9 protein-coding genes and 2 pseudogenes are annotated in these 13,121 nt (G+C 72.6%); 2 read left to right on the plus strand and 9 right to left on the minus strand.

Annotated features, from left to right (window positions below):
* Positions 1–56 precede the first annotated feature (56 nt).
* From obgE to RWE79_RS13905, 5 genes are all read right to left on the minus strand, one after another.
* Positions 57–1,499, minus strand: a complete 1,443-nt coding sequence (gene obgE / locus RWE79_RS13885; RefSeq protein WP_475940382.1) for a GTPase ObgE — start codon at positions 1,497–1,499, stop codon at positions 57–59.
* Between the two features lie 132 nt (positions 1,500–1,631).
* Positions 1,632–1,889, minus strand: coding sequence for a 50S ribosomal protein L27 (gene rpmA / locus RWE79_RS13890; protein ID WP_127354698.1), 258 nt, complete (start codon positions 1,887–1,889; stop codon positions 1,632–1,634).
* Between the two features lie 14 nt (positions 1,890–1,903).
* Positions 1,904–2,224: a 50S ribosomal protein L21 gene (gene rplU / locus RWE79_RS13895; RefSeq protein ID WP_475940383.1), complete on the minus strand. Its 321-nt coding sequence runs from the start codon at positions 2,222–2,224 to the stop codon at positions 1,904–1,906.
* Positions 2,225–2,492: 268 nt separating this feature from the next.
* Positions 2,493–6,491 (minus strand): Rne/Rng family ribonuclease, encoded by a 3,999-nt coding sequence (locus RWE79_RS13900; protein ID WP_475940384.1) that lies wholly within the window; start codon positions 6,489–6,491, stop codon positions 2,493–2,495.
* A gap of 144 nt (positions 6,492–6,635) precedes the next feature.
* A complete protein-coding gene (locus RWE79_RS13905; protein WP_475945795.1) occupies positions 6,636–7,409 on the minus strand; it encodes a TIGR03936 family radical SAM-associated protein in 774 nt (257 codons plus the stop codon).
* Between the two features lie 289 nt (positions 7,410–7,698).
* On the opposite strand from RWE79_RS13905, the pseudogene RWE79_RS13910 reads away from it, so the two are divergent.
* Positions 7,699–8,160 (plus strand): annotated as a pseudogene (locus RWE79_RS13910) (regulator); the annotation flags it as partial.
* 92 nt (positions 8,161–8,252) lie between these two features.
* Positions 8,253–8,513: pseudogene (locus RWE79_RS13915) on the plus strand (tetratricopeptide repeat protein); the annotation flags it as partial.
* A 130-nt stretch (positions 8,514–8,643) separates the two neighbouring features.
* Here the strand turns inward: RWE79_RS13915 and RWE79_RS13920 are convergent.
* The 4 genes from RWE79_RS13920 to RWE79_RS13935 all read right to left on the minus strand — a co-directional run bounded on the left by RWE79_RS13920 (position 8,644) and on the right by RWE79_RS13935 (position 13,067).
* On the minus strand, positions 8,644–9,354 hold the full coding sequence (locus tag RWE79_RS13920; protein WP_475940385.1) for a hypothetical protein: 711 nt from the start codon (positions 9,352–9,354) through the stop codon (positions 8,644–8,646).
* A 9-nt stretch (positions 9,355–9,363) separates the two neighbouring features.
* Positions 9,364–9,900 carry a GNAT family N-acetyltransferase gene (locus RWE79_RS13925; protein ID WP_475940386.1) on the minus strand — a complete coding sequence of 179 codons (537 nt, stop codon included), beginning with the start codon at positions 9,898–9,900 and terminating at the stop codon, positions 9,364–9,366.
* A 199-nt stretch (positions 9,901–10,099) separates the two neighbouring features.
* Positions 10,100–10,687, minus strand: a complete 588-nt coding sequence (locus RWE79_RS13930) for a GNAT family N-acetyltransferase (protein WP_475945797.1) — start codon at positions 10,685–10,687, stop codon at positions 10,100–10,102.
* A gap of 454 nt (positions 10,688–11,141) precedes the next feature.
* Complete coding sequence (locus RWE79_RS13935; RefSeq protein ID WP_475940387.1) at positions 11,142–13,067, minus strand: TIGR03960 family B12-binding radical SAM protein; 1,926 nt, start codon at positions 13,065–13,067, stop codon at positions 11,142–11,144.
* Between the last annotated feature and the right edge of the window lie 54 nt (positions 13,068–13,121).

A 13,121-nucleotide genomic window follows, 5' to 3' on the forward strand; every position in this document is an offset into this window, starting at 1 on the left:
TTCACCGGTTCCGTCCGGCGGCCGTTACGTCCTCGATCGCCGGACGGGTCGAGCAATCAGCCCGCGAACGGGTCGAAGTCGCGGTACTCCTCCGACGGATCGGTCCGCTCGGCGTCACGGTCACGGCGGCGCTGCGCGGCGGGCCGCGGCTCGTCGAACCGGTGGTCCTCGCCGCGGCGGCCGAGCATCTCGGCGCCGGCGGCGAGGGTGGGCTCCCAGTCGAAGACGACGGCGTTCTCGCCGGGGCCGATGGCGACGGGGTCGCCGGCCTTGGCGCCGGCCTTGGCGAGGCGCTCCTCGACACCGAGGCGGTTGAGGCGGTCGGCGAGGTAGCCGACGGCCTCGTCGTTGGAGAAGTCGGTCTGGCGGACCCAGCGTTCGGGCTTCTCGCCGCTGACGCGGAAGACGCCGTCCTCCTCGGTGATGGTGAAGCCGGCGTCGTCGACGGCCTTGGGCCGGATGACGATGCGGGTGGCCTCCTCGACCGGCTTGGCCGCGCGCGCGTCGGCGACGACCTTGGCGAGGGCGAAGGAGAGCTCCTTGAGGCCGTGGTGGGAGACGGCGGAGACCTCGAAGACCTGGTAGCCGCGGCCCTCCAGCTCGGGGCGGATGATGTCGGCGAGGTCCTGGCCGTCGGGGATGTCGACCTTGTTCAGGACGACGATCCGCGGCCGCTTCTCCAACCCGCCGCCGTAGGCGCGCAGTTCGGCCTCGATGACGTCGAGGTCGGTCACCGGGTCGCGGTCGGACTCCAGGGTGGCGGTGTCCAGGACGTGGACGAGCACCTCGCAGCGCTCGACGTGCCGCAGGAACTCCAGGCCGAGGCCCTTGCCCTGGCTGGCGCCCGGGATGAGGCCGGGGACGTCGGCGATGGTGTAGACGGTGCCGCCGGCGGTGACCACGCCCAGGTTGGGGACCAGGGTGGTGAAGGGGTAGTCCGCGATCTTCGGCTTCGCGGCCGACAGCACCGAGATCAGCGAGGACTTGCCGGCGCTGGGGTACCCGACCAGCGCCACGTCGGCGACGGTCTTGAGCTCCAGGACGATGTCGCGGGCCTCACCGGGCACGCCGAGCAGCGCGAAGCCGGGGGCCTTGCGGCGGGCGGAGGACAGCGCCGCGTTGCCCAGGCCGCCGCGGCCGCCCTGGCCGGCGATGAAGGTGGTGCCCTGGCCGACCAGGTCGGCCAGTACGGTGCCGTCGGCGTCCAGTACGACGGTGCCGTCCGGGACAGGCAGGATCAGGTCCGTACCGTCCTTGCCGGAGCGGTTGCCGCCCTCGCCGGGCTTGCCGTTGGTGGCCTTGCGGTGCGGGCTGTGGTGGTAGTCGAGCAGCGTGGTGACCTCCTGGTCGACGACCAGGATCACATCGCCGCCACGGCCGCCGTTGCCGCCGTCCGGGCCGCCGAGCGGCTTGAACTTCTCCCGGTGAACGGAGGCGCAGCCGTGGCCCCCGTTACCCGCGCCGACGTGCAGTTCGACGCGGTCCACGAAGGTGGTCATGGCAGGGGTTCCTCCAGATACATACGGGATTGTTCTCTTGCTAACGCGCCGAGGGCGGACCTGCTTCCCCAAACGGAGAAACAGGGTCCGCCCTCGGTACGTGCGTTACGTCGCAGTGGCTGAGGTAATTGCTTACTCAGCGACCGGAACGATGTTCACGACCCTGCGACCACGGCTGGTGCCGAACTGGACCGCGCCGGCGGCCAGGGCGAACAGCGTGTCGTCCTTGCCACGGCCGACGCTGGCGCCGGGGTGGAAGTGGGTGCCGCGCTGGCGGACGATGATTTCACCGGCGTTGACGACCTGGCCGCCGAAACGCTTCACGCCGAGAAACTGGGCGTTGGAGTCGCGACCGTTCCGGGTGGACGATGCGCCCTTCTTGTGTGCCATCTCTCCTCAGTCCCTTACTTCGCAGCCGTGGGGATACCGGTGATCTTGATCGCCGTGTACTGCTGACGGTGACCCTGACGACGGCGGTAGCCGGTCTTGTTCTTGTACCGAAGGATGTCGATCTTCTGGCCCTTGTGGTGGTCCACGATCTCGGCCTCGACCTTGATCCCGGCCAGGACCCACGGGTCGCTGGTGACCGCTTCGCCGTCGACAACGAGCAAGGTCGAGAGCTCGACCGCGTCGCCCACCTTGCCGGTGGGAATCTTGTCAACCTCGACGACATCGCCGACGGCCACCTTGTGCTGGCGACCGCCGCTGCGCACGATTGCGTACACGCGGAACTCACTCTCTAGCTCGATTCGGTACCCCTGATGCCAGCCGTCCCACAGGGTGCACGGGGGGCCTCTCCCGGCCCGAAGCCGGGAGGGATTTGCTCAGGAGTGGGCGCAGAAACGCCGAAGGTCAAGCTTACGGGTCCCCTCCGGCCCGGGTCAAACCGGGCCGGACCCGGGCCGGTCCGCGACCTGTCCCGGGGGTGCCCCGGCACGCCCGGGGGCCGGTCACCAGGCGGTGACCGGCCCCCGGGGTGCGGAGCGGTGTGACTCAGGCCTCGGCCGAGACCCCCGGCGCGGGGCTCTGCTCGGCGGTGGCCGTCTTCTTGGCCGTCGTCTTCTTGGCGGTGGTCTTCTTGGCCACCGTCTTCTTCGCGGCGGCCTTCTTCGCCGGGGCCTTCTTGGCGGCGGCCTTGCGCGGGGCCCGCTTCTTGGGCTCCGCGACGACCTCGGGCTCGGGCTCGGGCTCCGCGACCGTCTGCGCGTCCGCGACCGCGTCCGCGACCGTCTCGGCGGCGGCCTCGGCCTCGGCGGCCGGGACCACCACGACCCCGGCCTCGGCACCCGTGGGGGCGCCCGCAGGTGCGGTGGCCTTACGGGTGGCACGGCGCCGTACGGGGGCCGGGCTGGGCTCGGGGGCGGGCGCCGCCTCGGGCTCGGGCTCCGCCACGGCGGCGGGCTCGGCGGCCGGCGCGGGGACCACGACGACCTCCGCCTCGGCGGCGGCAGGCGCGCCGGCCGGAGTGGTCACCTTGCGGGTGGCACGGCGGCGCGCACGGGGCGCGGGCGCCGGCTCCGCGACCGGCTCGGCCACGGCGTCGGCGACCGGCTCGGGCACCGCGACGGCCACGGGCTCCGGCTCGGCGATGACGATCTCGGCAGCGGCCTCGGCCGCCGGCTCGGGCGAGCTCACCGGTGCGGTGGCCCGCCGCGAGGCGCGCCGGCGGGTGCGGCCGCGGGACGCGGCCGCCTCGGCCTCGGCCGGGCTGCCGAACCACTCCTCGTCGCCGCCGACGGTGGGCACCAGCTCCGCCTCGGTGACCGCGGCCGGCTCCAGCTCGGGGATCTCGTCGGCCTCGTCGGCGTCCAGGGGCTCCAGGGGCTCCAGTGCCTCCAGAGCCTCGGACTCCGCCTCGGTGCCGCGTCCGCGCCGCTTGCGCTTACCGCCACCGCCGATGACCGTCGCCTGGTCCATGTGGACGATGACGCCGCGCCCGTTGCAGTGCACGCAGGTCTCGGAGAACGACTCCAGCAGCCCCTGGCCGACCCGCTTGCGGGTCATCTGGACCAGGCCCAGCGAGGTGACCTCGGCCACCTGGTGCTTCGTACGGTCCCGGCCCAGGCACTCCAGCAGTCGCCGCATGACGAGATCCCGGTTGGACTCCAGGACCATGTCGATGAAGTCGATGACGACGATGCCGCCCAGGTCGCGCAGCCGCAGCTGGCGCACGATCTCCTCGGCCGCCTCCAGGTTGTTCCTGGTGACGGTCTCCTCCAGGTTTCCACCCTGGCCGGTGAACTTGCCGGTGTTGACGTCGACGACGATCATCGCCTCGGTCTTGTCGATCACCAGCGAACCGCCGCTGGGCAGCCAGACCTTGCGGTCCAGCGCCTTGAGCAGCTGCTCGTCGATCCGGTACGTGGCGAAGACGTCGACCTCCGACGTCCAGCGCTGGAGACGGTCGGTCAGGTCGGGCGCGACGTGCGAGACATATCCGTGGATGGTGTTCCACGCGGTCTCGCCGCTGACGATGACCTTGCCGAAGTCCTCGTTGAAGATGTCGCGGACGACCCGGACGGTCATGTCCGGCTCGCCGTACAGCAGCGCCGGGGCGTTGCCGGTCTTGGCCTTCTTCTGGATGTCCTCCCACTGCGCCTGCAGCCGCTCGACATCACGGGCCAGCTCGTCCTCGCTCGCGCCCTCGGCGGCCGTGCGCACGATGACGCCGGCGTCCTCGGGAACGATCTTCTTGAGGATGGTCTTCAGCCGGGCCCGCTCGGTGTCGGGCAGCTTGCGGCTGATGCCGGTCATCGAGCCCTCGGGCACGTAGACCAGGTAGCGGCCGGGCAGCGAGACCTGGCTGGTGAGCCGGGCGCCCTTGTGGCCGATCGGGTCCTTGGTGACCTGCACCAGGACCGGCTGGCCGGACTTCAGCGCGGACTCGATCCGGCGCGGGCCGTGGCCCATGCCGAGCGCCTCGAAGTTGACCTCACCGGCGTACAGGACCGCGTTGCGGCCCTTGCCGATGTCGACGAAGGCGGCCTCCATGGACGGCAGCACGTTCTGGACCTTGCCCAGGTAGACGTTGCCGACGTAGCTGCTGGCCTGCTCCTTGTTGACGTAGTGCTCGACGAGGACGTTGTCCTCCAGCACGCCGATCTGGGTGCGGTCGCCGTTCTCGCGGACCACCATCACCCGGTCGACGGCCTCACGGCGGGCCAGGAACTCGGCCTCGGTGATGATCGGCACCCGGCGGCGGCCCTGCTCGCGGCCCTCGCGGCGGCGCTGCTTCTTGGCCTCCATGCGGGTGGAGCCCTTGATGGACGTCACCTCGTCGAAGCCGGTGCCCGGCTCGGCCTTGGGGCGCGGCTCGCGCACCTTGACGACCGTACGCTCCGGGTCGTCGACGCCGGTGCCGTCCTCGGCGGGGCCCTCGCCGCTGCGGCGGCGACGGCGACGGCGACGGCGGCTGCTCGCCGAGCCGTGCTCGGCGTCGGCGCCGTCGTCCTCGGACTCGTCGTGCTCCTCGCCGGCGTCCTCGGACGCCTCGGCGTCCTCGTCCTCGGAGGCCTCCAGCTCGTCACCCTCCGGGGCCTCGCCACGGCGGCGGCGACGGCCACCACGGCGACGGCGACGGGACGGGCGGTCATCGTCGTCGTGCTGCTCGTGGTCGTGCTCGTGGTCGCCCTCGGCCTCCGCCGACTCGTCGGCGGCCTCCACCGCGTCGGGCACGGTCTCGGTCACGGCCTCGGTCACCGGGGCCGGGCCCGCCGGGGCCGACGCGCCACGGCGCCTGCGGCGGCGACGCGGGCCACCGGTCTCGAACTCCTCGTCCTCGCGGGCCTCGGGCTCCTCGCGCTCCTCGGCCTCCACCGCGGCGGGGGCGGGCGGGGCCACGACTGCGGCCGGGGCCTCAGGGGCCTGGAACACCGGCGGCTGGAAGACCGCCACCGGCGGCCGTACGACCCGGCGGCGGCCACGGCCGGAAGGCGCCGCAGCCTCCTCCGCCACGGCCGGCTCGGGCTGCGCGGCCTGTGCCGGCTGCGGGGCCTGTGCCGGCTGTGCGGCCCGGGGGGCCTCTTCGCTCGCGGCGACCTCGACGGTCACCGACGCGGCGGGCACGCCGAAGGCCTCGGCGACGGCCTCCACGGCCTTCGCCCGCGCCTCCTCGACCGTGGCGCCGTAGCCACGGATCTCGAACGCGTTCTCCACCTCGACGGCCCAGCCGTCACCGTCACGCACCGCCTTCGCCGGGTACGTCACCGGCTCCACTGCGGCAGCGGCCCGCTTACGGGTGCGCCTCGCGGGAGCCGCGACGGGAGCGGCGGCGGGCGCGGCAGCGGCAGCCGGAGCCGGCTCCTCGGCCGGGGCGGCAGCGGCGGCCGGGGCCGCGGCGGGAGCCGCGGGCTCGTCGTCCTTGGGGGCCAGCGCGCCGGGCTTCAGGCGCCGCGAGCCGGCGTCCTCGGACAGGAAGGACGCGGTCGGGGCGGCCGCCCGCTTCCGGCTGCGCTTGGCCGGGGCGGTCTTCTTGGCCGGCGCGGGCGCGGACTCCGCCCGCGGCTCCTGCAACGCCTTCGCGGGTGCGTCGGCGGCAGCGGCAGCGGCCTCCGGGACCTCGGGCGTGGCGGCGGCGGGAGCGGGCGCCGCGGCCTTGCGGGTGGCACGACGCCGCTTGGGCGCGGCGGGGGCCTCGGCGGCCTGCGCGGCAGGCTCGGCAGGCTCGGCAGGCTCGGCAGGCTCGGCAGGCTCGGCGGAGGGTGCCGGGGCGGCCGCCGCCGCTTCCGGCGCGGCCTCGGCCGGAGCCGCGGCCTTACGGGTGGCACGGCGGCGCTTCGGCGGCTCCACGGACTCCGCGGCCGCCGCTACGGGCTCCGGGGTGGCCGGTATGGCCGGAGCGGCGGCGCCGCTCTCCTCGGGCGCGGCCGCGGTCGCGGCCGGCGGACCGGCCGGCCGTGAGGCCGCGCGGCGACGGCGGCGCGGGGCAGCCGTCGGTTCGCTGTCGGTGGTGCCGTTCTGCGGCGCCTCGTTGGGCTCGTTCAGTTCGAGCATGCGGGCATATCTCCCGTCGTGCTCCCGGGCGCAAGCGCCACACGGGAGCTGTCGTGTAGCTCGTCGGCGCCGCCCTGACGGGCCGACGAAAGTCTCGTCAGTTGAGTGAGCGCGCTGGTCGCGCGCGTCACGTCGACGACAGTCCTACGCGGAATCCTCCGGCACCGTCACTGCGTCGCGATCAGGCGCGAGCGGATCGGTCACCGTGCCGGTCTCCTCGTCGAGCGGCCCCTGCGCCAGCCTGGTCACCGCTACGGGGACCGGCGGCGCGAGGTCGGCCGTCACACGGAGGCCGGACAGGACGTCGTCGGGTCGCACGGCAGGTGTCAAATGCCGAACAACCAGCCGCAGTATCGCACAAGCACCGGCCACTGGCCTATCGGCACCCTGTTCGACTGTGTCCCCGCCGGCCGTGACGACCTGCGGATCCACCACTTCGAGCCGGATCACGGCGCCGCGCGCGTCAAACACGCGGACACCGTTCTTCGTCATCCGCTCGACCTCGACGGCATCGGCGGCGAGGAACGCGGCGGCCGCCTTCTCGGCCTCCGCCGGCTCCACTCCCTCCAGCCTCAGCTCCCATACGGAAGCCTGCAACCGCTCGGCGAGCCCCGAGGTCCGGGCCTCCACCGCGTCGGTCACGTCCAGGCCGGCCGGCAACGACTCGTCCAGCAGCGCCCGGAGCTTCTCCGGATCGCGCGCCTCACTGAGCGCGATCTCCAGGAACTCCGCCTCACTGCCCACGCCGGTGGGTGCGGCGTTGGCGTACGACACCCTCGGGTGCGGCGTGAAGCCGGCCGAGTAGGCCATCGGCACCTCTGCGCGGCGCAGGGCCCGCTCAAAGGCACGCTGGAAGTCGCGGTGGCTGGTGAACCGGAGGCGGCCTCGCTTGGTGTAACGCAACCGAATGCGCTGCACCACAGGCGCGGGCGGTGGGCCTTCGGGCTGTCGCTTGCCCAGTGTCGTTCAGTCCTTTGAATGTGCGTGGGCCCCGCGTGGGGCTGTCGTGTCGGGTTCCAGGTTACTCGTCCGCGCCGTACCCGGGCGCGGCGGCGGCACCGGCGGCTCCGGCGGGCAGTGCCCGCGACGGCGGGCCCGCGGTCGCTCCGCACCGGCGGCCCGCCGGCACCACCCCCGTTCTGACTGTACGTCAGGTGCGAACCACCCACCGGGCTGGCCGACTTGGGCCAGCATGGCGCGGGCCCGGATGCTGGACCGCCACTACTTCCGGCAGGCCGAAGCGGCCGACCGCCAGCTGCGGTGGCTGGCGGGCATACCGGTGCCGGAGAGGTTCGAGGACCGGGCGGAGGCGCTGGCGTGGCCGGACGCGGAACGGGCCGGTCCGGTGGCCGCCGCCCAGTGGTCCGGCGACGACCGGCACGCCGTCGTCGCCGTGGATCTGGCGCTGCGGCCGGCCGAGTACCTGGACTGGCGGCGGCACTACGACGACCTGATCGCCGTGTGCCGCAGCGCGCGGACGGCCGCCCGCCGGTTCGGCGACCGGGTGGGCGAGGCCTGTGCGTGGACCAGCACGGGGGCCGCCCTGCGGGAGGTCGGCCGCGGGGCCGAGGCGATCGAGGCCCACACCCGGGCCCGTGACCTGTTCCGGGCCGTGGGCAGGCGCGGCAGCGAGGCGATGACGTGGAACAACCTCGGCCTGGCGCTGCGGGCCACCGGCGCGTTCGGCGAGGCCGCCGACGCCCATGTCCACGCCCGGGAGCTGTTCGAGCACACCGGCGACGTCAACGGCGAGGCCACCGCGTGGACCACCTGGGCACCGCCCTGCTGGAGGCGGGCCGCGCGGAGGAGATCATCGGCGCCCACACCCGGGCCCGGGACCTGTTCCAGGCCGTGGGCAACCGCGTGCGGGAGGCCAGGACGTGGAACAACCTCGGCATCGCCCTCCAGCACGCGGGCCGCGGAGCGGAGGCGGTCCAGGCACACCACGAGGCACTGGAGCTGTTCGCGCGGTTCGACGGGAGCTACGAGACGGGCCGGGTCCTGTACCGCCTCGCCCACGCCTACCGGATCTGCGGGGACCCGGACGCCGCCCGCGCCGCGCATCTCATGGCAGCCGAAGCCTTCGCCCTCGCGGGGGCCGTCGAGGAGGCCGCCGCATCCCTCGCGGCGGCCGGCGAGCCGCCGGAGCAGGTCAGCGGTCGGCACCCGTCGATCCGAACAGCGCCCGCCGCACATCGGCCCGCACCGCCCGCAGCGTCCTGCGCACCGGCCACCACAGCTCTCGCCGTACGAAGCGGCCCACCGGGCGCAGCAGTTCCCGCCACACCCAGCTCACCGGGGCCCCCACGAACACCCAGCCGAGCCACCGCAGGGCCCGGCCGACCGCCCGCGACACATACCCGGCGACCCGCCACGCGTATCCCAGAACGGCGGCCACCGCGCGGACGACGGGCCCGAGCACGTACCGCCACAGCGCCGTGAGCGGCGCGACGACCAGCACCTGCAGCGCCCAGGCCACGGCCCGGCCCACCGGCACGAGAACGTACCGCCACAGCAGGACCGCCAGCGGCGCCAGCACGGTGCGGCCGAGCCAGAGCAGCGCCGCCCCGACGGCCCGGCCCACCGGGGCCAGCACATACCGCCACAGCAGCGTGAGCGGCACCAGGACCAGCCAGTTCACCAGCCACGCCAGCGGCAGCACCAGCAGATACCGCACCAGCCATTCCAGCGCGGGGGCGAACACCCGGCGCCAGAGCCACCGCACCGGCGGTGTGACCAGGTCCCAGAGCATCCGGACCGGCAGTACGACGATCACGGCCACGATCCGTATGGGCAGCCGCACCGCCGCGACCAGGCAGCCGTCGCTCTCCCCGTACCTCTGGTCGTGCCCCCGTTCGCTCATGGCCGCACGCTACTCGACGGCCGTGGGCACCCAGAAGCGCAGTTTGACGTCCATCCGGTCCGCGAAGACACCGCCGCAGGCCTCGATGACCTTGCGGGAGGCGAGGTTGGTGGTGTCACAGGTGATGAGGGCGGGGTCGAGCCCCAGCGAGTTCGCGTACGGCAGCGCGGCGCGCAGCATCGCCGTGGCGTGGCCCGCGCGACGGTCGGTGGGACGGATGTCGTAGCCGATGTGGCCGATGAACTGACCCCATGGCGGAGTGAGTTGGTGGCGTATGGCGAGCCGGCCGAGGTAGTGGTCGCCGTCGACGTACCAGTAGGTGGTGCACAGGGCGATCGGGTCGGGGGTGAGGGTGCGGGCCCGGGACACGTACTCGGCGAAGACCGCGGGGTCGTGCCAGCGGTGGCCGTACTCGCGGATCGCGACCCCGATGGACGAGATCTCGCCGGGCGCACCGCGTCCCTCGGCACGGAACTCCTCCATCGCGGCGACGTAGGAGGCGTGGACGCGGACATCGGGGGCTATGAGTTCCGGCACGGACACCATTCCAGCACATCGCGCCCGGCCCGGAACCGGGCGGCGTGCGAGGGGAGTCGCGACCGCGGCGGCGTGACCGGCCGGGACGGGCGGGGCGGGCGGGGCGGGCGGGGCGGGCGGGGCGGGCGGGGCGGGCGGGGCGGGCGGGGCGGGCGGGGCGGGCGGGGCGGGCGGGGCGGGCGGGGCGGGCGGGGCGGGCGGGGCGGCACTACCCGCGCTGCCCGGGCTGCCGGCTCTCCGGCGAGGAGCCTGCCTCCATGTCCTTCGTCAACGCCCATCGCTCGTGATCGCGCCAGACCCCGCCGATCCTCACGAACCCGGGCGAGAGTCCCTCGCGCCGGAAGCCGAGTCTTCGCACCAGTTTGATCGAGGCGATGTTCTCCGGCTGGATATCGGCTTCCACGCGGTGCAGATCCAGTGAGTCGAACGCGTGACGAACCGCGAGCGCGAGACCTTCGGACATGAATCCCTGCCCGGCGAACGGCTGGAACACGGCATATCCCAGAACGCCCCGCTGATAGGGTCCGCGCACGATTTCATTGATGTTCAGTATTCCGGCCAGATCACCGCCGTCCTCCAGACAGAGCACCATACAGACGGCGTTGACGTGATCCGATCTCGCGAGATACGCCGAGAAAGCCGCAGGGGTACGCGGCAACACGACCCAGGGGCTGTGGGACTCGAAGCTGGACCGCGCCAACTCAAGGAACCGCTGCTCGTCGGCCGGACCAATCGCCCGCAGACTGACGCGTGACTTCGGTCCCGACCTGCGGTTCAATGGCCGAACCAATCTCATCAGCCCCCGGGACGGCGTCAGTTCCGACCGGTAACCTTTCCGCCCGGGAAAGAGGTTGTCAACAGGGCCGCGGAGAACAGCGCGGGTGTAGGCCGAGTTCCGCAGCACCGAATTCAACCCGGGCACCGGGGATGACGATTTCCCGCGTTTCCCGCGAACGCCTGCCGGACCACCGGGCGCCGCCGCGCTGATTGATCACCGTCAGCGGCAGCAACTTCTGGCCCGTCGGGCCGATCCGCATGTGGGTGTCCATTCAGGCGCCCGTACAGACCCCGGTTCCTCTCAGGTGCTGCCAGCGGGCGGTGCACCTGGCCCACGGCCTGTACTGATGACAGCCCACATGTCCCGGAGAAGGTTGACCTCGGATGTTCCCGACCGACACAACGCGAAGGGCGCCCAGGCCGTGACTGCCTGGGCGCCCTCGGTGCCTGCTCCGCCCACCGGGCGGGCCGCGCTACTTGACCACCGTCAGCGGCAGCAGCTTCTGGCCCGTCGGGCCGATCTGAATGTGGGTGTCCATCTGCGGGCACACGCCGCAGTCGAAGCACGGCGTCCAGCGGCAGTCCTCGACCTCGCTCTCGTCGAGCGCGTCCTGCCAGTCCTCCCAGAGCCAGTCCTTGTCCAGGCCGGAGTCCAGGTGGTCCCAGGGCAGGACCTCCTCGTAGGTGCGCTCGCGGGTGGTGTACCAGGCGAGGTCGACGCCCTGGCCGGGCAGCGCCTTGTGCACGGACCGCATCCAGCGGTCGTACGAGAAGTGCTCGCGCCAGCCGTCGAACCGGCCGCCGTCCTCGTAGACGGCGCGGATGACCGCGCCGACCCGCCGGTCGCCGCGCGAGAGCAGGCCCTCGATGATGCCGGGCTTGCCGTCGTGGTAGCGGTAGCCGATGTTGCGGCTGTACTTGCGGTCGCTGCGGATGGCGTCGCGCAGCTTCTCCAGGCGGGCGTCGGTCTCCTCGACACCGAGCTGCGGGGACCACTGGAAGGGGGTGTGCGGCTTGGGCACGAAGCCGCCGATCGACACCGTGCAGCGGATGTCGTTCTGGCCGGTGACCTCGCGGCCCTTCTGGATGACCTTCTTGGCCATCTCGGCGATCTGGAGGATGTCCTCGTCGGTCTCGGTGGGCAGGCCGGCCATGAAGTAGAGCTTCACCTGACGCCAGCCGTTGCCGTACGCGGTGGCGACGGTCCGGATCAGGTCGTCCTCCGAGACCATCTTGTTGATGACCTTGCGGATACGCTCGCTGCCGCCCTCGGGGGCGAAGGTCAGGCCGGACCTGCGGCCGTTGCGGGTCAGCTCGTTGGCCAGGTCGATGTTGAAGGCGTCGACGCGGGTCGACGGCAGCGACAGACCGATCTTGTCCTCGGTGTAACGGTCGGCCAGGCCCTTGGCGACCTCCGCGATCTCGCTGTGGTCGGCCGAGGACAGCGAGAGCAGGCCGACCTCCTCGAAGCCGGTCGCCTTCAGGCCCTTGTCCACCATCTCGCCGATGCCGGTGATGCTTCGCTCCCGTACGGGGCGCGTGATCATGCCGGCCTGGCAGAAGCGGCAGCCGCGGGTGCAGCCGCGGAAGATCTCCACGGACATCCGCTCGTGGACGGTCTCGGCGAGCGGCACCAGCGGCTGCTTGGGGTACGGCCACTCGTCGAGGTCCATCACGGTGTGCTTGGAGACCCGCCACGGCACGCCGGAGCGGTTGGGCACGACGCGGGCGATCCGGCCGTCCGGCAGGTACTCGACGTCGTAGAACTTCGGGACGTACACCCCGCCGGTGCGGGCCAGCCGGAAGAGCACCTCGTCGCGGCCGCCGGGGCGGCCCTCGGCCTTCCAGGCCCGGACGACCTCGGTGATGTCCAGGACGGCCTGCTCGCCGTCACCGATGACCGCGGCGTCCAGGAAGTCCGCGATCGGCTCCGGGTTGAACGCGGCATGGCCGCCGGCCAGCACGATCGGGTCGTCCAGCGTGCGGTCCTTCGCCTCCAGCGGGATGCCGGCCAGGTCGAGGGCGGTGAGCATGTTGGTGTAGCCGAGCTCGGTGGAGAAGCTCAGGCCGAAGACGTCGAAGGCCTTCACCGGGCGGTGGGCGTCCACCGTGAACTGCGGCACGCCGTGCTCGCGCATCAGCGCTTCCAGGTCCGGCCACACGCTGTAGGTGCGCTCGGCGAGCACGCCCTCGCGCTCGTTCAGCACCTCGTAGAGGATCATGACGCCCTGGTTGGGCAGCCCGACCTCGTAGGCGTCCGGGTACATCAGCGCCCAGCGCACGTCGCAGCTGTCCCACTCCTTGACGGTGGAGTTCAGCTCTCCGCCCACGTACTGAATGGGCTTCTGGACGTGCGGGAGAAGCGCTTCCAGGCGAGGGAAGACCGACTCGACAGGCATCAGAGGAGGTGTCTTTCGTCAGCGGCAGGGATTGACCATCCAGCGTAACGCGTC

Source organism: Streptomyces sp. RLA131 (genome assembly GCF_056270125.1).

Excerpts from the sequence above, each read along its gene's own strand:
- obgE (WP_475940382.1), bottom strand. The coding sequence starts at position 1,499 with ATGACCACCTTCGTGGACCGCGTCGAACTGCACGTCGGCGCGGGTAAC.
- rpmA (WP_127354698.1), bottom strand. The coding sequence starts at position 1,889 with ATGGCACACAAGAAGGGCGCATCGTCCACCCGGAACGGTCGCGACTCC.
- RWE79_RS13900 (WP_475940384.1), bottom strand. The coding sequence starts at position 6,491 with ATGCTCGAACTGAACGAGCCCAACGAGGCGCCGCAGAACGGCACCACC.
- RWE79_RS13920 (WP_475940385.1), bottom strand. The coding sequence starts at position 9,354 with ATGAGCGAACGGGGGCACGACCAGAGGTACGGGGAGAGCGACGGCTGC.
- RWE79_RS13925 (WP_475940386.1), bottom strand. The coding sequence starts at position 9,900 with ATGGTGTCCGTGCCGGAACTCATAGCCCCCGATGTCCGCGTCCACGCC.
- RWE79_RS13930 (WP_475945797.1), bottom strand. The coding sequence starts at position 10,687 with ATGAGATTGGTTCGGCCATTGAACCGCAGGTCGGGACCGAAGTCACGC.
- RWE79_RS13935 (WP_475940387.1), bottom strand. The coding sequence starts at position 13,067 with ATGCCTGTCGAGTCGGTCTTCCCTCGCCTGGAAGCGCTTCTCCCGCAC.